Raw genomic sequence first — 17,971 nt, 5'->3', positions numbered from 1 at the left:
CGAAAGGATGCTAGTTCTCGGACAGGCTATTGGCTTCAGCTCGGGTCGACTAAGGCGTCAAGGAAACGCGCTTTGATCGCTTCGGCGTCGCAATCGAGCAGAACATTCACCGAGGGGCGGCCGTGTGTGCGGCGGGTTTTTCCGATCGCAGGGCCTTCCAGATCCACTCTCAGCGGCGTTCGCTCGCCGGAAAAGAGTTCAGGATGGCGGGCGGCGATCAGAGTCATGGGGTCGTGAAGGCCGCAGCCCGTCAATCCGATCGATCTGTAGAAATCCAGGTAGAAGCGACTGATGTCCTTGAGAAACGGGCCGTTTGCGATGTTGCTGGCCGCAACGAGATCGAAATCTGTGTCTGTAAGCAGCACCCTGAGGGTCACGTCGAGGCCGACCATGGTTATCGAAGCGCCGGAGGCCAGCACGACATTGAGCGCATGAGGGTCGTGATAGGTATTGGCCTCGGCAAAAGGGGTCACGTTGCCGGGTGCGTCGAGCGCTCCGCCCATCACGACGATCTCGCGCACGTTCGTAGCAAAGCCAGGGTCCATTTGAATGGCGGCCGCTATGTTGGTAATCGGCCCGATCGGACAGACCACAACATCTCCAGGATGTTCACGAACGGTCCGGCAGAGAAATTCGGCGGCGCTTTCAGTGTGGGGCGCTCCCGGGGCAGCGGCGCGGTTAGCGCGCCAAAGCCTTCGGGCCCATGAACGTGGTGCGAGGGTGCAAAGGGGGCAACACAAGGGGTTGTGCGGCACCCTGCGCAACGGGCACGTCGCGCCCGATACGTTCGACGAGATGCAGCGCGTTGCGAGTAGCCTGGGCGACGGTGACGTTGCCGAAGACCGTGGTCAACCCCAGAAGCTCGATTTCCGGGTCCGCTGCGGCGTAGAGAATGGCCAGAGCGTCGTCGACGCCGGGGTCTGTATCGATAATCAGTTTCATGACGCCAGGTCTTAATCGACGTCGCGCGTCTGTGGAAGACGTATGCGATCATCGCCCTGGTTGGTCTAGCTGGTATCAGGCCTGAGCGAACGCCATGTTTCCGCTTGCAGATAGCGCTCCGGTTCGGGCGCTATTCTTGCTAAGCGGGGCGAACGGTTCGCGGCGCTCAAGAGCGCCGCGATTGTCGGCGCGGTTAATCGACGATCTTGGTGTCGGTCTGCTTGTAGCGGAATTTGACGTCGGTTAGCCCGGCCGCGTCGGACAGTTCCGCGGCAAGAAGCTGTGCGGAGAAAATGTCGACGATGCCGCGCAACACGAGGTCGTCGCAGGCCGGCGCGTGCACCACTGTGAGTTTGCCGTGATCCGAAATGCCGGTGTCGCTGGTGACCAGTAGGCTCGGGCAGCCGATCTCGTTCAGGTTTTCCGCCAGAGCCAGCTCGCGCGCGTCACCGAACAACACGACCCCCGTCGACGCATCCATGGCTTCCATGGGGCCATGCAGATAGTGCCGTGTCTCGTAGCCGGAAGCAGGCAGCCGTGCGGCCTCGCGGATCAATAGCGAAGCGCCGTCGGCGGTCCCGATGGACGCACCTGCGCCGACACAATCGATGGCTCGGCGATCCCGGAACAGTTCGGCCAGACGCGGCATTTTCGCGGCCGCGCGGCTTTGAATGTCCTTCGTCAACGCCGACAGGCCGGTCCAGTCGGCGCCGCCGCTGCCGTGGATGGCGTCGACAACGAGGCCGGCAGCCAGCAACGTCGCGGTATAGCCGGTGCTGGACGGCGTCGCATCCGTGCCGTTGTTGAGTGTCAGGTGGTAGGTTGCAGCCTTCGCCAGGGGGCTTTCGGGATTATTGGTGATCGCGATGCTCTTGGCCCGCGGCAGTTTCTGCAGGGCCTCGACCGTCTCGACGCTGCGGCCGCGATGCGACAGCGCCAATACGGTATCGGCAATGTCGTAGCCCTCCATCATTTCACCCGAGCGGACCGCGAATGCCCGCCGACCACGGCGCTGGAGTTCCGCCGCAACGACCACAGCCGCCGCATAGGACGCACCGATGCCGGTCACGGCGACAACCCCCGACGCCATAGGCGTCAGGTCGAGCCCTTTGAGTTCGGCCTGCGCGGCGGTCAGGGTGTCAGCGAGCGACTCGGATTGTCGCGCAACGGTGGAACGATAGCTCATGGTTCTCGCCTTTTCGGATCTGTTTTATTGAGGGCCTGCGGCCTTTTCAGCCGCCAGTTTGTCGGCCAGGACGATCGCGCCTTCGACGGGCGGGCCTTGATGGAGAAACAGCGCCAGTTCCTCACCGCAGGCATCCGCGACGCCATCTTGGAATGCTTCCCAAAGCCGTGGCTGAGAGGCGATGACGCTGCCTCCGGCGACGACTGAGGACGCCTGCGCTCCGCGCAGTCGCAACCGCGTGACGAGGTCCGCCAGCGCACGTCCGCCATCGCGGATCACACCATCGGCAAGATGCGACCCATCCTCCGCAGCCTCGAAGATCAGGCTGGCGTGGCGTCCAACTGCGACGGCATTGCCAAGGCTGCCGAGGCGGCTGCCGATGCGTGCGGCGGACGGTATCTCGAGAGAGGCGAACAGGCGACGCACGAGCGGGTCGCTCGCGGTCCCGCCTCGATCGAGGTGCAGGGCGACCGTACGGGCTGCCTCGCGCACGAGGCTCGCCGCGCTGCCTTCGTCGCCAATGATCCAGCCCCAGCCGCCGGCCACCAGCATCTCGCCGTCGGCCGCACGACAGACCGCAATGGATCCGGTGCCAGCCACCACGCCGATCTGCCGTTCGAGCCCGAATGCGGCGGGCATGAGTTCGGCATCGTTGACCACCCGAACCGGCAAGGGGCCTGCGCGGCGGAAAGCATCCTCGAACGCCAGGCATTCGTCGCTGTCGTCGCACCCGTGTGCACCCACGCCAATGGCCGCGATCGGAGCGCCTTGGCTGAAATGCGTGACCAGTTCCAGCAGCGACCCAGCGTCGCGTTGCCATTCGCGATGCCGCCAGTCGCTGGTCGGTACGACAAGGTCGCGCTGGCCTGTGGCGTCCCGCAGCCGCAAATGGGTCTTGGTCCCGCCGATATCGACGCCGACGACGCTGGCCTGCGGCGCCAGCGGCATCACCTTAGGAATTGTCATGATTGTCAGGCCCCGTTCTCGCGCAGGCGCCGACCGTCGGCGTCGAACAGCAGCAGCCCTGCGGGATCGAGAGCGACCCGGCAGGCGTTGGAGCCATCATGGCGCATACCGTCGCTGCGGATGGTCAGCGGCGAACCCGCCGGAAGCTTGCCATGAATGTAGGTGACGTCGCCAAGTTCCTCGGCGAAGCTCACGACAACCGGCAATTCGTCTGCGCCGCCTGTTCCGGGCCTGACATGCTCCGGTCGCACGCCAACCGCGACAGTCTTCACTTTCGGATCGAAGCCGCGGAAGGGAATGCGAAGTTTAGCTTCGCTGCCGCCCACATCGGCAAGGGTTACATGCTCCGCGCCTGCCTCGGCGACCGCTGCATCGATGAAGTTCATTTTCGGCGAGCCGATGAAGCCGGCGACGAAACGATTGTCTGGATCGTCGTAGAGATCGAGCGGCCGGCCGTATTGCTGCACCACGCCGCCATTCATCACCACGATGCGGTCGGCCAGCGTCATCGCTTCCACCTGGTCGTGGGTGACGTAGATCATCGTCGCGCCCAGGCGGCGGTGCAGATCGATCAGCTCGGCGCGCATCTGCACCCGCAGTTCGGCATCGAGGTTGGACAGCGGCTCGTCGAACAGGAACACCTTGGGCTGCCGCACGATGGCCCGACCGATCGCCACGCGTTGCTTCTGCCCGCCGGAAAGCTGACCTGGCCGGCGGTCGAGAAGCTGCTCGAGGCGCAGAATTGAGGCGGCCTCTTCCACTTTCCCTCGGATCGACGCCTTCGGCTCGCCCGCCATTTTCAGACCGAATCCCATGTTTTCGGCCACCGTCATGTGTGGATAGAGCGCGTAGGATTGGAACACCATCGCCGTGCCGCGCTTTGCGGGGTCGACATCGTTGACGCGCTCGCCGTCAATGAAGAGGTCCCCGGCGCTTTCCGTTTCAAGCCCCGTGATCATGCGCAGCAGCGTGGACTTGCCGCACCCGGACGGCCCGACAAAGACGACGAACTCGCCCGAGTTGATCTTCAGGTTGATGTCCTTGAGCACCTCGACTGCGCCAAAGGATTTGGAGACGGATCTGATTTCTACTTCAGCCATGATTTTCTCACTGTGTCCGTTCAGCCTTTGGAGCCCGACATGGCGATGCCCTCGACGATCTTGCGCTGGAAAATGAGGAAGAAGATCAGCGGCGGCACGGCTGCGAGCAGGTTGGCCGTCATCACCACATCGACGGTCTGGTGCGAGAAGGGCGCGTTGAACAGGCCTACCACCTGGCCGACCGTGTATGTGTCGGGACGCGGAGCCACGATCAGTGGCCAGGCGAAATTGCCCCAGGTCTTCATGAAGGTTAGAATGGCCAGCGTGACCATCGCGTTCTTCGACAAGGGTAGGGCGATGTACCAGTAGATCTTGAAGTGGCTCGCGCCATCCAGCCTTGCGGCCTCGATCATCTCCATCGGCAGGGTGCGCATGAACTGCACAAGCATGAAGAGCCCGAAGGCGGAGGCAAGCCCCGGCACCACCAGACCTTGCATCGTGTTGAGCCAGCCGAGGTCCGCAACGAGAAGGTAGGTGGGAATGATCGTGACGACGGTCGGCACCATCAGCGACAGCATCACGAGCCCGAACAGGATGCGCTTGCCCGGAAAATCGAACAGGGCGAACTCGAAGGCTGCCATCGATCCGATGAACAGCACCCCCAGTATGGTCAGCAGCGCATAGGCGATGGTGATGTAGTAGGCCCGCAGATACTGGGTCTCCGTCAGGATCATCTGTATCTTCGACAGGCCTGAACTGAGCGAAGTCGGGTAGAGGCGCGGGTTGATCGAGACAGGCGCGCCGGGGTCGGCGAAGACCACGTTGATCATCCACCAGATCGGGAACACCGCGACTATCGCGACGCATATGGCCACCACCCATTTCAGGAAGCGCCAGGTCCACAGGTCGGCAATCACATATCTGTTTGCGGCAAAGGCTTGGCTGGCGCTCATTTCGGCGTCCTCCAGGCGCGCACCGCGAACATGGCAGCGGTGATGAAGATGATGATGGCAGTCAGGATGAAGCCATAGGCGGCGGCTTCGCCGAAACGCACCGAGCCGAAGGCCCGTCCCATCATGTCCATGACCGGAAACAGCAAGGCACTGCGCCGGCCGCCATATGCGGTGAAGGACGACCCCGTCAGCAGCCAAGGCACGTCGAATACCTGTAGCGCCGAGATGAAGCCGTAGGTGATGACAAAGAACAGCACCGGCGCAAGCATCGGGATGGTGATGTAGCGCACCTGCTGGAAGCGGCCCGCGCCGTCCAGCCGCGCCGCTTCATAAAGGTCTTGCGGAATGTTCTTCAGACCGGCGAGCAGGATGACCATGTTGAACCCGGCTGATACCCACACATCTACGGCGATGAGCGCGTAAAGCATGGTGCCGGTGTCGTTGAGGAAGTTGATCGACGGCATGCCGAACCAGCCCAGAACCATGTTCACAAGGCCGAAGTTCGGTGCGTACATCCAGCGCCATATCGTGGCCGCCAGAAATGCCGGCAGCACCACGGGAAGGAAGAAGGCGCTGCGGAAGAAGTTGGCCCAGAAACCGGTGAAGCTGTCGACAAGCAGCGCCAGTCCGAACGCCACTGTAATGCCGAGTGGCACGGTTATGGCGATGTAGACGACGAGATTGGACATGGAGCGCGAGAAGTCGCGCGAACTCAGCACCGCCTCATAGTTGGCCCAGCCCACGAACTGCGCTTCGGTGGCGGCATTCCAGCTATGGAAGCTGTAATAGAGCCCGCTCACGATCGGATAGAGGAAGAATGCCGCGAACAGGACGCCGAATGGCAGCACCATTGCGTAATGCGGCAGAAGTCGTCTGACGCTCATGACGGCTCCAGGGTGAAGCGGGTTCAGGGGATGAAAGGCGGATGGCGCGGATGGATGTCCGCGCCATCCGAACGCGGGCTTATTCGGCCAGGCAGTCGTTGAGTTCGGCGATGAGCTCCTCGGCGCCCTCTTCTGCCGAATACTCGTCATCGGCCACGGCAGAAGCCATGTCGGTCATGATCGAGCGATAGCAGTTCGGCACCGCGCCCTCGAAATAGGGGGCATGACATCCATTGCATACTTCACCGCCTCGACCGACCGGACAATGAGCGGAAGTGCGGTGACTTCCGGGTCGGCCATCGCCGCGGCGTTGGCATTGTATCGCGACAGCAGCTTCGCCCAACGAGCCATCTGGTTCTTTTCGGTGATGTAGGTCGCGAACTTCCACGCGATTTCGCGGTTCGGCCCCGGGGCGACGCTGACGAACTCGTAGCTCTTGATGCCGCCGTGGTCGCCATCCGTGCCGCCCGGCACCAGCACGAAGTCGTACTTCAGACCGGAATCAGCAGCAGCCTGCGCGTAGGTGGGGTTGACCCATGGACCCACAACATGGAAGGCGAGCTGGTTTGTGATGAACAGGTCTCGCGTACCCTGGTCGTTTCGGCTCGTGCCGCTGTTGAGCGGTGCCATGTCGACGAACATCTGCATGACCCGCGTCATCGGCTCGGGTTCGATCAGCGTCTTGCGCGCCTCGAAATCGATGCCCCACTTAGACTTGTCGCCGCGCACGGCATACATGCTGGCAACGGAATTGAAGACCTGCGTCTGGTCCGGCACGGCATATTTGCCGGATCTCGCTCACCTTGAGCATCTGGTCGTACCATTCTTCCCAGGTGGCCGGCGGTGTCGCCGTGTCGATGCCGGCTTCTTCCAGGACGGTCAGGTTGCGGTACATGATCTCACCGAAGCCGGTGTAGGGGATGCAGTACATCTCCTCGGGCCTGGGGGTGCAGCTCGCGATCGCGTCCGCGTCGAACTGGTCGCGGAATTCCTGCGGCATGGCCATCCAGTCGTCGTGGATGTTTGCGAGCGCGCCAACCTCGACGAGTTGCGCGCCGACGGCAAGGCCGTTCATGAAGACGTCGGGAAGCGTGCCCGAGGCGGCACCCGCGATCTGACCGGAGGTCAGGTCGTCATCGCCCCGGCCGGAGATCACGATCTTCACGCCGGGGTTCTCAGCTTCAAATTCCGCGATGAATTCCTGTTGAAGCGCAAGCGCATCGCCCTGCGCGAAGTCGGAATAGACCCAGTATTGCAGTTCCTGGGCAGCCAGGCTGCCAGTACCCAGAAAGGTTGCGCTGGTTGCCAGTATGGCAGCGCGGCACGTCATTGCGATCATGATCGTCTCCCTTGTTAACACCCTCGAAACACGGTCCGTCCAGCGGCCGCTTATTATGTTAGGCAAGTTAACAAAAAAATTCGGAAGCGCAACGGGAATCGTCACAGGCACGTCGGCATATCGAGATTTTCAGTCCCGCCGTTCGCCTAGAAGCAGGTCGACCGTTTGCTCGCAGGTCAGCTTTTCGATTCCGAGCACGGTCGCGTCCTGTCCAAGCGTACTGGTGCGAACTTCAACGGGGTAGCTCAGCCGGTTGGCGACGTCGGAGACGGTGGGCAGGAGTAACGAGCTGCCTCCAAGCCCGCCGCCGAGCACGACCAGGCCAGGGTCCAGCACACTGACGCAACTGGCGACGATCGCACCGATGTCTTCGGCGTGGCGCGTCACATGCGCCAGCGCGGTCGCGCAGCCTTCACCCGCCCTCGCCATCAGGTCGGCGGCATCGGCCGGTTGGCTATCAGCGCTATCCGGCCAGGTCGCGAGCACGCGCTGCATGAACGCTTCAGTCCCCATGTAGCGCTCGATCTCACCCGGTATCGGCCTGCTGCCATCCGCCATGGGGAAGGCGAGGTGGCCGATTTCGCCGGCCGCCCCGTTGCGTCCGCGCAGGAGCCTGCCGCCGAGCATGACCCCCATGCCGATTTTCAGTCCGATCTGGACATAGGCAAATGTTTCGGCGTCCTTTGCGGCGCCATTGGAGCGCTCGGCAACCGCCGCGCAATTCACGTTGTTTTCCAACACGACGGGCACGTCTGCCGGCGGCTCGAAACGGCTGAATATCTCCTCTTGCCGGGTCGCGTTCTGATCGCCCTGCGGTCCCACGACACGCGATGGAACCGCGATGCCGATCATCCGTAGCGGGCCCCAGCCGTCGTCGGTCTCGGCAAGGGTGGCCGAAACCTCGTCGGCAACGGCGCGGCTGATTTCCTCGCCGAGCAGAAGCTGGCTCGCCGGCAGGCGATAGACCCGGCTGTGGAGCAGCCGCCGGTCGATGGTCGATACGCGCAGACGCACATGGGTGGAGCCCGCATCGATCGCAATGACGTGACCAGCTTGTGGGCCAGGGCGATAGATTGCTGCCTTGCGGCCTATCAGTCCCTGAACTTCGCCTATCTTGGCCACCAGCCCGAGCTGTTCCAGCTCGCCCATCGCCGCCGACATGGTCGGCCGGGACAGGTTCAGCACCTCGCCCAGCTGCGGACGGGTTGACGGGTTGCCCTCGGCCAGGAGCCTGAATATCGACTTGGCGCTCGCTGTAAGCGAGCTGCCGGGATCTCGATTGCAACGTTGCTCGCAAGCGATGTCTCTTTCTTTTGTTCCGCCGCTTTGCAAAAATAGCTGCATTAGCCGAGCGCCATCAACCTGCATCGCCCGGCACCAGGGAGTTTTATTGTGACATACGCGAATAATCGCCACGTGCCCGATGCTGGCGAACTCGGTTTCGACGTGCCAGCGATACCTGGGATGGCTTTACACGAAATCCAGACACCGGCGCTACTGGTCGATCTCGACGCGCTGGACCGTAACATCGACAGGATGCGGCAGGCGATCGAGGAGAGCGGCGTGCGCTTGCGGGCCCATGCCAAGACCCACAAGTCGGCCGATATTGCGCGCATCCAGATCGAGCGAGGCGCCGCCTGCGGGATCTGCTGCCAGCCAGAAGGTCTCGGAAGCCGAAGCCATGGTGCGCGCGGGCATAAGCGACGTTCTCGTGGCCAATGAAGTGCGCGATCCCGCAAAACTCGCCCGGCTGGCGCGGCTTGCCAGGCACGCGCGCATAATCGTCTGCGCCGATGATCCGGCCGCCGTGCCCGATCTGTCTGCGGCAGCGGTGGAGGCCGGCACGACGCTGGAAGTGCTGGTCGAGATCGATTGCGGCGCGGGGCGCTGCGGCATCGCGCCCGGTATTCCGGCGCGTGACCTGGCGGTGGCAATATCTGAAGCGCCGGGCCTGCGCTTCGCCGGCATTCAGGCCTATCATGGCCGCGCCCAGCATATGCCGACGGCAGATGCGCGGCGCGCAGCCATCGCATCTGCCGAGGCGCTTACGCGCGATACCGTCGCGCTTGTGGCGGCAGCCGGGCTTTCCTGCGACATCGTCGGCGGCGCGGGTACCGGCACCTATCCGCTCGAGGCCGCCAGTGGGATCTGGAACGAGTTGCAGTGCGGCTCATACGTCTTCATGGATGCCGACTACCGGCGGGTGCTTGGGACCACGGCAAATGCCGGTTTCGAACACGCGCTGTTCGTGCTCACTTCGGTCATAAGCAGGGCACCCGGCCGTGCGGTCGGCGATGCGGGGCTGAAGTCTTTCTCGGTGGACAGCGGCCTGCCTGTGGTCCACCAGCTCGATGGCGTAACGTGCACCGGCCTGTCGGACGAGCATTGCCAGCTCGACGATCCGCAAGGGCAGCTTGCGATCAACCAGCGCCTGCAACTGATCCCCGGCCACTGCGACCCGACCTGCAATCTATATGACTGGTATGTCGGCATCCGCGGCGGCCGCGTCGAGACGCTTTGGCCTGTCACCGCGCGCGGCAAACTCTATTGAACTGCGCCCTTCTGTGACGGTTGAAGCGAGGGCAAGGCACGGGTGACTTCTTTGTAACAGGGCTCGACTGCCTCTTGCACCGACGGGTTCTATTCGTCGACGGCTTCGCGACCGGACATGTGCTCGATGCGGATGCGGAAGAAGACGTTCCCGGTATGGTCGGAAAGCGGTGGCGTGACCGGCTTCAGAGCTCCCGGTTCCCACCAACCGGCGTGTTGGCTGAGCAGCGACCAGGCGTAATCCCTCTGTCTCTTGGACCCGATGCGATCGGGCAGCTCTTCGAAGCGTCCTTCTGCCACGACGCTGCTCCAGCCCCGGCCGTTGCCTTTTTCCTCAACAAGCAGCGCTACGTTCGGATTGTTGCGCATCATGTTCAGCTTCCGACCCGGCATGGTGAAGGCATAGGCGCAGCTATCGGCATAGGCATAGAAGATCGGCACGAGATAGGGGCGATCTGCCTCGGAGCATGCAAGACGCGCGAGCCGGTTGGCAGCGACAAGCGCTTTGCATTGGGCCTGTGGAATATCGCGGATGATCATGGCGGCGTCTCCGTTGAAGACTGATCAATAAGCGCCAATTGCCGGCACCCGCTTTGTCGCGTGTCAATTCGGCGCCGAAACGCGCTCCGGTCACTTCACCATCGGATCACGAATCGAGCCGCAGTTGCGCCAAAGCGCGACGGATTTCGTTGCCCAGCAGCCGTTCAGGCGGCGAGATGCCGGACGACGCGGACATCACGACGCCGATCCTCAGGTTGAGAAGCACGTCGTGCATCAGGGGCACGAAGCACAGCGTGCCTTGCTGGATGTCCTCGTAAAAGCCGATTTTGGTGTAGAGGCCCACACCGCGCCCGGCCAAAATCATCTGCTTGGCAACATGGAGAGTGTCGGTGAAGCAGCTCGTCGACAGCGCCGCCGACATGCCGGAAATCGCCTGGTCGATGATCGAATTGCGGCCGCGCGCATCGACCGTGCGCACCATTTTCTGCCCGGCTATATCGGCAATCGTCAGGTTGGTGCGACCTGCAAACGGATGATCCGGCCGCATGATAATGCCTATAGGCGCGGTCTTTTCGGAAATGACGCGGACGTCCGGGTGCAGATCGAACGTGAATGTTATGCCGATGTCGGCAAAGCCGTCGGCAACCGCCTGCATGATCTCGTCGGGCTGTGCCGTGGTGATCGAATACGTCACCTGGGGATAGATGCTGTTGAAGCTGAGAAGGATGCGCGGCAGCAGCCCGTATGTCACGGAATCGATCGCCGCGATGTTGAGATGGCCGGCACGCAGGTCGCGGATGTCGTCAAGGAGCGTTCTGGTGCGCTCGTAGTCGTGCAGCGTCTTGCGGCAATGCTCGAGGACAATGGCACCCGCATCTGTCAGCGTCACCCCTTCCGGGGTTCTCTCGAACAGGCGAACCCCCATCTCGGCTTCGGTGCTGATGATCTTGCGGTTCACGGTCGTCGACGAGACGTTGAGGATTGCCGAGGCTTTCCGGATCGAGCCCTGCCGGGCGACTTCGTCAAAGTACCGCAGAAAGTTGGAATGCACCGTACAGCTCCTGAAAGGGGCGATGCAGAATATGCCTCACTGTTAGCATGTTTTTGCACTTTTTGCATCAGGCATATCCCTTCTACTCTTCGTGATGGAAGCCGGCACGGGGAACAGTCGGCCCATCGCCACAATCGTTGGAACCGGGAGAACTGCAAATGTCGCACGCAATTTCCAAAGGGGTAAACCGCCGCTCGTTTCTCAAGACCGTGGGCGCCGCCGCAGGCCTGGCGGGCGCGGGAACCTTCATCGCCATCTCGCGCGCAGCAGCACAGGACAAATTCAAGGTGTCGATGCAGCTCGGCTGGCTGACTGGCAACGGCAACCTTGGCGAGATCGCCGCCGACAAGCTCGGCTACTTCGCTGAGGAAGGCCTGGAATTCGAAATAGTACCGGGCGGGCCGAATGTCGACGGCGTCGCATCCGTCGCTTCCGGCCGCTCCAATCTCGGCCAAGTCTCGTCCAGCCCTTCGCTGCTTCTGGCGCGTTCGGCAGGCATTCCCATCAAATGCATCGCGGCCGGCTATCAGCAGCACCCCTACACCTACTTCTCGCTGAAGAAGAACCCGATCAAGACCCCGCAGGACATGATCGGCAAGGTCATCGGTACTCAGGCGACAGGACGCATCCTTTTGCGAGCCCTGTTGGCAAAGAATGGCATTTCCGAAGACCAGGTCGAGCTCAAGGTGATCGGCAGCGACATGGCACCGCTGATGACCGGGCAGGTGGACGCGATCACGGGCTGGAAAACCAACGTCAACGCGCTGTCGGTGCTCGGCGACGAGCGTGTCGACATGACCCTGTGGGATGCCGGCATCCAGCTCTATGCCAATCCGTTCTACACCACCGACAGCGTGCTGGCCGAACATGGCGACAAGGTCGAAGCGATGATCCGTGCGATCTCCCGAGGCTGGGGATGGGTGCGTGAAAATCAGGAGGAGGCCGTCGACCATCTCGTCGAGCGCCTGCCCAATGTCGACAGGGATAGCGAACTCAAGGCCGTGCCGCTCGTGGTCGACTATTCCTTCAGCGAAAGCACCAAGACCGGCGGCTGGGGTGTTATGACGCGTGAGAACTGGCAGGCCCAGATCGATACCTATGCGGAACTCGATCAGTTCGCCAAGGATGCTCCGACGGTCGACGACATCATGACGCTGGACATTCTCGACAAGACGGCCGACGTCCGCCCGAAGGTCGGCTGATCCAATGGTCGCTGTTTCGACGAATGGCGCTGCAGGAACCCAGGTCCCTGCAGCCAGCCTGCGCAATGCCTGGGTCAAGTTCGGGCAGTTCACGGCTATTCAGGACATCAGTCTTGAGATCGAGGCGGGCGCCTTCTATTCGATCCTCGGCCCGTCCGGTTGCGGCAAGTCCACATTGCTTCGTCTGGTCTCCGACCTCATCCCGCCGGCGGCGGGTGAGGTCTCGGTCTTCGGCAAAACGACGGAGGCAGCGCGACTGGCGCGCGAGTTCGCCTTCGTCTTCCAGGACGCAACGTTGCTGCCCTGGCGCAGCGCCCTGAAGAATGTCGAACTTCCGCTGGAGATCGGCCGCAGCCGCGGCATCGACATTCCGGTCAGCGACAAGACCCCGATGGAGCTTCTCGAACTGGTAGGGCTCAAGGGGCGCGAGAACGCCTTGCCGCACGAACTCTCAGGCGGCATGCGCCAGCGTGTGGCGATCGCCCGCGCGCTGGTGTGCCAGCCAAAGCTGCTTCTGATGGACGAGCCGTTCGGCGCCCTCGACGAGATGACCAGGGACCATCTCAACCTGCAGCTTCTGAAGGTGTGGGAAGAGACGGGCGTGACGATACTGTTCGTCACGCACTCGATCCCCGAGGCGGTGTTTCTCGGGCAGAAGGTGCTGATGCTGAAGGCGCATCCAGGCCGGTTGCACGAAATCGTCGATATCGATCTGCCGTATCCGCGCAGTATCGCACAGCGCGATACGCCGGAATTCACCCGCTATTCCGCGCATCTGCGCGGACTGCTGGAGGCGTGCTGATGACCACCCTCGAAAACGCATTGAATGTGATCCAGACAGACGAAGCCGCCGAGATCGCCGCGGCACGGCGAAACCGGGTGATCGCCATCGCCACGCCGGTGGCAACCGCTGCGGCGCTGATTGCGGTGTGGGAAGTCGGCGTGCGTGCTTTTGGCGTGCCCGATTACATCGCGCCCACGCCGAGTGCCGTGGCATCGACGCTCGTCGGCGAGTTTCCGCAGCTCATGCGCAACTTCTGGCCGACCTTCTACGAAAGCGTATTGGGGTTTGTCGTCGGCAATCTGGCCGCGGTTCTGATCGCCGTGGCGTTCGTGCATAGCCGGTTGGCCGAGCGCGCATTCTTTCCGATCGCGGTCTTCATCAACACCATCCCCATCCTGGCCATCGCGCCGATCCTGGTCCTGATTTTCGGGGCAGGCCTGACGGCGAAGGTGGTGATCGCGGCGCTTATCTGCTTCTTCCCGACCCTGGTCAACATGGTGCGGGGCCTGCAGGCGGTCAGCCCGCAGGCGCTGGAGCTGGCCCGTATCCTGTCGGCCTCAAAGTCGGAGGTGTTCTGGAAGATCCGCCTGCCGTCCTCGCTGCCGTTCCTGTTCTCGGCACTGAAGATCGCGGCCACCACCTGCGTCATCGGTGCGATCGTCGGCGAATGGTTCGGGGCCGATCTCGGGCTGGGCGCGTTGATCCTCGACGCCACATTCAACTTCCGCTCCGCCTTGCTCTACGCGACCGTCTTCCTGTCGTCCGGCCTGTCGGTGCTGTTGTTCGTCTCGGTCTCGGTCGTTGAACGGCTGGTTGTGCGATGGTGAGCACAACCTGAGCAGAAGCAAAATTTGAACTGAAACAGGGCCGCCCGCAGCGGCTCAACGGGAGGAGTGCGCCGAAATGAGCACCAACACAACGCATATTTCCTTGAACCGAAGCGAGCAGATACCGGTCGTTGCCGATTGCGACGTGGTCGTCGTGGGCGGTGGTCCGGCCGGTCTGAGCGCGGCCGTCTCCGCTGCCCGGAACGGCTGCTCCGTCACCCTTCTGGAGCGCTACCATCACCTTGGCGGTATGGCGTCCGGCGGCATGGTTCTCGTTCTCGACGACATGGTCAACGACGGAAACGAGATCGTCACCACCGGTATCGTCAGCGAGTTCGTCGATCGGATGGCAGCGCAGGACGGCGCGGTCTATCCGCCGTCGCAGGACTGCCTCACCAACTGGGATATGTGGAAGAAGTGGTCGCGCTGGGGCTGCATCGACTTCCACAAGACCGGCATGCCGCAGCCGATCATCCATGCCGTCGCGTTCGACCCGGACTGCTGGAAGCGTGTCAGCCTCGACCTCGTGCGCGAAGCCGGCGTGAACCTGCGCCTGCATTCCTGGTTTTCCGAAGCGATGGTGGAGGACGGCCGCGTGACCGGCGTGATCTGCCAGACCAAGCTTGGTCGTCAGGCGATCCGTGCAAAGATGGTGATCGACGCCAGCGGCGACCTCGACGTGGCATCCTCGGCCGGGGCATCGTTCATGACCGGACAGTATATCGTCACGACCGTGTTCCGCCTGTGCGACGTCGACACGGACAAGGCGGAAGCCTTCGAATACGAGAACCCGGAAGAATACAAGGCGCTCGACCGGCAGGTGCGCCGGGTCATCGGCGGTGCCTGGGGCATGTGGTGGCTGAAGACGCCCCTGCCGGGCATCGTGTGGTGCAACTGTCCGCACATGCCGGGTTATGACGGCCTCTCGCCCGAGGACATGCTGGCCGCCGAGGTGGAAGGCCGCTCGCGGATGATGAAGCTGCTGGCTTTCGTACGCGAAAACCTGCCGGGCTTCGAAAACGCAAAGATGCTGGGCGCCGCGGAGCAGATCGGAATTCGCCAGACGCGGCTGTTGCAGGGAGAATATGTCGTCACGCGCGACGACGTGCGCTCTCGTCGCCACTTCTCCGACAGCGTCTGCCGTGGCCGCGACTATTACACGCCGTTCCGCGCACTGCTGCCCAAGGGCATCGACAATCTGATCGTTGCCGGCCGGCACTACTCCGTCGAGAGCGAGGCACAGAAGCTTTCGCGCGAGATCCCGCCCTGTATGGCCCAGGGCGAGGCGGCCGGCGTGGCGGTCGCGGTGGCGCTGGACCAGAACTGCGCGCTGCGGGACGCCGATGTCGCGACCATCCAGAAACGCATGCGCGCGCAGGGCGCTGACCCGGGCGACGTTCCGTCTGCAAACGCACTCGTCGAAAATGTCGCCGCCGAATGAAGGACACGACCGTGAATACCGATACTCTCCCACTTTCCGGAGTCCGCATCCTGGACTTCACCCAGGTCATGCTCGGCCCCTGCGCCACGCAGATGCTGGCGGATTTCGGCGCCGATGTGATCAAGATCGAACGGCCGGGCGCCGGCGACCTGTCGCGCAATTTCTTCGATCAACGGTCCGAGGCCGGCATGAACAATGCCGTCTATTCCTCGCTCAACCGCAATAAGCGCTCCGTGGAAATCGACACCAAGTCGCCTGCCGGCAAGCAGATGGTCTACGACCTTGTGCGTCAGGCCGATGTTGTGGTCGATAACTTCCGCGCCGGCGTCATGGACCGTCTCGGCTTCGGCTACGAGACTTTGAAGGCGATCAACCCGCGCATTATCTGCGCCTCTGGCACGGGGTTCGGTGAAAAGGGTCCCTATGCCCATAAGGGTGGGCAGGATGTGCTGGCGCAGGCGATGAGCGGTGTCATGGAGAAGACCTCCGACCCGTCCATACCGCGCTCTATCTACCCGACGACGCTGTGCGACTATACCGCCGGAATGCATCTGGTTCAGGGCGTTCTTGCCGCCCTTCTGGCGCGCGGCAAGACGGGCCACGGCCAGAAGGTCTCGGTGTCGCTCTACGATTCCATGATCGCGATGCAGATGCAGGAAGCCGCTCAATGGAGCAAGCATCGCGAAGTGCTCAACTGGGCCGCGATGCCGCTCACCGGCGTGTTCGACACCACGGATGGCGCGCTGGTCGTGGTCGGTGCCTTCAAGGCAAATCCCCTTCGCGACATCTGCACCGCTCTGGGGATCGAAGACCTGTCGAACCGGTTTCCCGATCTCGCCAGCCAGCGTGCGGACAAGCCCTACCTGCAGGGGCGTTTCCGGGATGCCTTCGCGACGAACACGACTGCCCACTGGATCGCGCGGCTGGAGGAACAGGACTTGCTGTGCGCGCCGGTGCGCGCGCTCAGCGAGGCGTTAGACGACCCCCAGACTGCCATCAACGGCATGCTGCTCGATTTCGAGCATCCGGTGCTGGGACAGCTCACGGTCGTCGGCTCGCCGGTTCATCTCAGCGACGCACCGTTGGTCCTCCGGCACGCGCCGCCGCGTCTCGGCGAACATACCCAGGAGGTGATCGACGAGTTCGGCCTGCACCCGACGGCGAGGGCAGCGGAATGACAGTTCGCCTCGAAGTCGACGGGCATGTGGCAAGGGTGACGATCGACCGGCCTGAGCGCATGAACGCGGTGGACGCCGATACGGAAGCGGCGCTGGAAGCGATCTGGCAGAAGATCGGGAGCGACGACGCGCTCCGTTGCGTCGTTCTGACCGGCGCGGGCGACCGTGCGTTCTCGGCGGGCGCGGACCTTAAATCAGGTTCCGGCCTCTCAGGGCTGGAATACTGGGCGCGGCAGAACCCCAACGGTTTCGGCGGCATCTCATTGCGCGAGAGCCTGAACGTGCCCGTTATCGCGCGGGTCAACGGGCTGGCTCTGGGCGGCGGCATGGAGATGGTCCTTGGCTGCGACATCGTCATCGCTGCGGATACCGCGCGTTTCGGCCTTCCCGAGGCGAAGGTGGGGCGCTTGCCGCTCGACGGCGGCATGGTCGCGTTGCAACGGCTCGTGCCGCGCAACATCGCGGCGGGCCTGATGTTGACGGGCCGTATGATGAGCGCGACCGAGGCCGCCGCCTACGGCCTCGTGAACGCGGTCGTGCCTGCCGAACGGCTGGACGCGGAGGTCGATGCCTGGGCGGCCGACATTCTCGCCTGTGCGCCTCTGTCGACCAAAGCCATAAAGGCAACGGTGCGAAAGACCGCCCATCTCTCACCGCGCGAGGCGCGCTCCTTCCAGACCCCGGAGCTGATCGCAGCGCTCCTTTCCGAAGATCAGGACGAGGGTGTGCTGGCCTTCCGGGAGAAGCGGGCACCTGTCTGGCAGGGAAAGTGAGCTGCAATGCCTCTGGTCATCACGAGCGCGTGCATCGACGTCAAGGATGGGATCTGCACGACAAGCTGCCCCGTCGATTGCATCTACGAAGGCGAGCGGATGTTCTACATCCACCCGGTGGAATGCATCGAATGCGGCATGTGCGAAAGCATTTGTCCCGTTGACGCAATCCGCTACGCCGACGAGGTGGGCGAAGCTGAACAAGCGTTTGTGCGTATCAACAATGACGTGTTTTATGACGCCGACGGAAAACTGAACGAGCCTGGAGGCTGGCGCCGCGGCGACAAGCCGATACCGGACCACCGCGCAGTGCATGAATTCCCACGTAGAATGATCGAGGACAAGACAGCATGA

The 17,971-nt window shown here is 62.8% G+C and carries 20 protein-coding genes and 1 pseudogene; 8 read left to right on the top strand and 13 right to left on the bottom strand.

Features of this window, described 5'->3' with window-relative positions; translation table 11 throughout:
• Positions 1-35 precede the first annotated feature (35 nt).
• From HK436_RS00885 to HK436_RS00850, 11 genes are all read right to left on the bottom strand, one after another.
• Positions 36-755, bottom strand: coding sequence for a nucleoside hydrolase (locus HK436_RS00885; RefSeq protein WP_312860546.1), 720 nt, complete (start codon positions 753-755; stop codon positions 36-38).
• Positions 679-942: a nucleoside hydrolase gene (locus HK436_RS32215; RefSeq protein WP_206680467.1), complete on the bottom strand. Its 264-nt coding sequence runs from the start codon at positions 940-942 to the stop codon at positions 679-681. Before HK436_RS32215 ends, HK436_RS00885 begins: the two co-directional genes overlap by 77 nt.
• Before the next feature lie 193 nt (positions 943-1,135).
• Positions 1,136-2,128 carry an SIS domain-containing protein gene (locus HK436_RS00880; protein WP_173186634.1) on the bottom strand — a complete coding sequence of 331 codons (993 nt, stop codon included), beginning with the start codon at positions 2,126-2,128 and terminating at the stop codon, positions 1,136-1,138.
• 24 nt (positions 2,129-2,152) lie between these two features.
• Positions 2,153-3,094: an N-acetylglucosamine kinase gene (locus HK436_RS00875; protein ID WP_206680466.1), complete on the bottom strand. Its 942-nt coding sequence runs from the start codon at positions 3,092-3,094 to the stop codon at positions 2,153-2,155.
• 5 nt (positions 3,095-3,099) lie between these two features.
• Positions 3,100-4,194 (bottom strand): ABC transporter ATP-binding protein, encoded by a 1,095-nt coding sequence (locus HK436_RS00870; RefSeq protein ID WP_173186632.1) that lies wholly within the window; start codon positions 4,192-4,194, stop codon positions 3,100-3,102.
• 20 nt (positions 4,195-4,214) lie between these two features.
• Positions 4,215-5,087: a carbohydrate ABC transporter permease gene (locus tag HK436_RS00865; RefSeq protein WP_173186630.1), complete on the bottom strand. Its 873-nt coding sequence runs from the start codon at positions 5,085-5,087 to the stop codon at positions 4,215-4,217.
• Positions 5,084-5,971, bottom strand: a complete 888-nt coding sequence (locus tag HK436_RS00860; protein ID WP_173186628.1) for a carbohydrate ABC transporter permease — start codon at positions 5,969-5,971, stop codon at positions 5,084-5,086. Before HK436_RS00860 ends, HK436_RS00865 begins: the two co-directional genes overlap by 4 nt.
• A gap of 79 nt (positions 5,972-6,050) precedes the next feature.
• A complete protein-coding gene (locus HK436_RS32210; protein WP_280515571.1) occupies positions 6,051-6,173 on the bottom strand; it encodes a hypothetical protein in 123 nt (40 codons plus the stop codon).
• Complete coding sequence (locus tag HK436_RS32205) at positions 6,146-6,748, bottom strand: extracellular solute-binding protein (protein ID WP_312860448.1); 603 nt, start codon at positions 6,746-6,748, stop codon at positions 6,146-6,148. Before HK436_RS32205 ends, HK436_RS32210 begins: the two co-directional genes overlap by 28 nt.
• A complete protein-coding gene (locus tag HK436_RS32200) occupies positions 6,681-7,310 on the bottom strand; it encodes an ABC transporter substrate-binding protein (RefSeq protein WP_280515570.1) in 630 nt (209 codons plus the stop codon). Before HK436_RS32200 ends, HK436_RS32205 begins: the two co-directional genes overlap by 68 nt.
• Positions 7,311-7,439: 129 nt before the next feature.
• Complete coding sequence (locus HK436_RS00850; RefSeq protein WP_312860447.1) at positions 7,440-8,495, bottom strand: ROK family protein; 1,056 nt, start codon at positions 8,493-8,495, stop codon at positions 7,440-7,442.
• Positions 8,496-8,774: 279 nt separating this feature from the next.
• On the opposite strand from HK436_RS00850, the pseudogene HK436_RS00845 reads away from it, so the two are divergent.
• Positions 8,775-9,861 (top strand): annotated as a pseudogene (locus HK436_RS00845) (DSD1 family PLP-dependent enzyme).
• Between the two features lie 89 nt (positions 9,862-9,950).
• Here HK436_RS00845 and HK436_RS00840 read toward each other — a convergent pair.
• The gene (locus HK436_RS00840; RefSeq protein ID WP_173186625.1) at positions 9,951-10,400 is read right to left on the bottom strand and encodes a pyridoxamine 5'-phosphate oxidase family protein; all 450 of its coding nucleotides are present in this window, start codon (positions 10,398-10,400) and stop codon (positions 9,951-9,953) included.
• A gap of 106 nt (positions 10,401-10,506) precedes the next feature.
• Entirely contained in the window at positions 10,507-11,412 is a 906-nt protein-coding gene (locus HK436_RS00835) for a LysR family transcriptional regulator (RefSeq protein WP_173186623.1), read from the bottom strand.
• 158 nt (positions 11,413-11,570) lie between these two features.
• On the opposite strand from HK436_RS00835, the gene HK436_RS00830 reads away from it, so the two are divergent.
• From HK436_RS00830 to HK436_RS00800, 7 genes are all read left to right on the top strand, one after another.
• Complete coding sequence (locus HK436_RS00830; protein ID WP_173186621.1) at positions 11,571-12,614, top strand: ABC transporter substrate-binding protein; 1,044 nt, start codon at positions 11,571-11,573, stop codon at positions 12,612-12,614.
• Positions 12,615-12,618: 4 nt separating this feature from the next.
• Positions 12,619-13,416, top strand: a complete 798-nt coding sequence (locus tag HK436_RS00825) for an ABC transporter ATP-binding protein (protein WP_173186619.1) — start codon at positions 12,619-12,621, stop codon at positions 13,414-13,416.
• Positions 13,416-14,225 (top strand): ABC transporter permease, encoded by an 810-nt coding sequence (locus tag HK436_RS00820; protein ID WP_173186617.1) that lies wholly within the window; start codon positions 13,416-13,418, stop codon positions 14,223-14,225. Before HK436_RS00825 ends, HK436_RS00820 begins: the two co-directional genes overlap by 1 nt.
• Positions 14,226-14,301: 76 nt before the next feature.
• Entirely contained in the window at positions 14,302-15,666 is a 1,365-nt protein-coding gene (locus HK436_RS00815) for an FAD-dependent oxidoreductase (RefSeq protein WP_173186615.1), read from the top strand.
• Positions 15,663-16,844: a CaiB/BaiF CoA transferase family protein gene (locus tag HK436_RS00810; RefSeq protein ID WP_173186613.1), complete on the top strand. Its 1,182-nt coding sequence runs from the start codon at positions 15,663-15,665 to the stop codon at positions 16,842-16,844. Before HK436_RS00815 ends, HK436_RS00810 begins: the two co-directional genes overlap by 4 nt.
• On the top strand, positions 16,841-17,617 hold the full coding sequence (locus HK436_RS00805) for an enoyl-CoA hydratase-related protein (RefSeq protein ID WP_173186611.1): 777 nt from the start codon (positions 16,841-16,843) through the stop codon (positions 17,615-17,617). Before HK436_RS00810 ends, HK436_RS00805 begins: the two co-directional genes overlap by 4 nt.
• A 6-nt stretch (positions 17,618-17,623) precedes the next feature.
• Positions 17,624-17,971 (top strand): ferredoxin family protein, encoded by a 348-nt coding sequence (locus HK436_RS00800; RefSeq protein WP_173186609.1) that lies wholly within the window; start codon positions 17,624-17,626, stop codon positions 17,969-17,971.

The sequence above is a fragment of the Neoaquamicrobium sediminum genome (genome assembly GCF_013240295.1).
GTDB lineage: Bacteria > Pseudomonadota > Alphaproteobacteria > Rhizobiales > Rhizobiaceae > Aerobium > Aerobium sediminum.
The sequence above is the reverse complement of the archived record's forward strand: the minus strand, read 5'-3'. Positions and strand labels throughout refer to the sequence as shown.

Bases quoted from the DNA above. Each gene is read 5' to 3' on its own strand.
- HK436_RS00800 (WP_173186609.1), top strand. From the start codon at position 17,624: ATGCCTCTGGTCATCACGAGCGCGTGCATCGACGTCAAGGATGGGATC.
- HK436_RS00805 (WP_173186611.1), top strand. From the start codon at position 16,841: ATGACAGTTCGCCTCGAAGTCGACGGGCATGTGGCAAGGGTGACGATC.
- HK436_RS00875 (WP_206680466.1), bottom strand. From the start codon at position 3,094: ATGACAATTCCTAAGGTGATGCCGCTGGCGCCGCAGGCCAGCGTCGTC.
- HK436_RS00815 (WP_173186615.1), top strand. From the start codon at position 14,302: ATGAGCACCAACACAACGCATATTTCCTTGAACCGAAGCGAGCAGATA.
- HK436_RS00810 (WP_173186613.1), top strand. From the start codon at position 15,663: ATGAAGGACACGACCGTGAATACCGATACTCTCCCACTTTCCGGAGTC.
- HK436_RS32215 (WP_206680467.1), bottom strand. From the start codon at position 942: ATGAAACTGATTATCGATACAGACCCCGGCGTCGACGACGCTCTGGCC.
- HK436_RS00870 (WP_173186632.1), bottom strand. From the start codon at position 4,194: ATGGCTGAAGTAGAAATCAGATCCGTCTCCAAATCCTTTGGCGCAGTC.
- HK436_RS00840 (WP_173186625.1), bottom strand. From the start codon at position 10,400: ATGATCATCCGCGATATTCCACAGGCCCAATGCAAAGCGCTTGTCGCT.
- HK436_RS00860 (WP_173186628.1), bottom strand. From the start codon at position 5,971: ATGAGCGTCAGACGACTTCTGCCGCATTACGCAATGGTGCTGCCATTC.
- HK436_RS00820 (WP_173186617.1), top strand. From the start codon at position 13,416: ATGACCACCCTCGAAAACGCATTGAATGTGATCCAGACAGACGAAGCC.
- HK436_RS00825 (WP_173186619.1), top strand. From the start codon at position 12,619: ATGGTCGCTGTTTCGACGAATGGCGCTGCAGGAACCCAGGTCCCTGCA.
- HK436_RS00830 (WP_173186621.1), top strand. From the start codon at position 11,571: ATGTCGCACGCAATTTCCAAAGGGGTAAACCGCCGCTCGTTTCTCAAG.
- HK436_RS32200 (WP_280515570.1), bottom strand. From the start codon at position 7,310: ATGATCGCAATGACGTGCCGCGCTGCCATACTGGCAACCAGCGCAACC.
- HK436_RS00880 (WP_173186634.1), bottom strand. From the start codon at position 2,128: ATGAGCTATCGTTCCACCGTTGCGCGACAATCCGAGTCGCTCGCTGAC.
- HK436_RS00865 (WP_173186630.1), bottom strand. From the start codon at position 5,087: ATGAGCGCCAGCCAAGCCTTTGCCGCAAACAGATATGTGATTGCCGAC.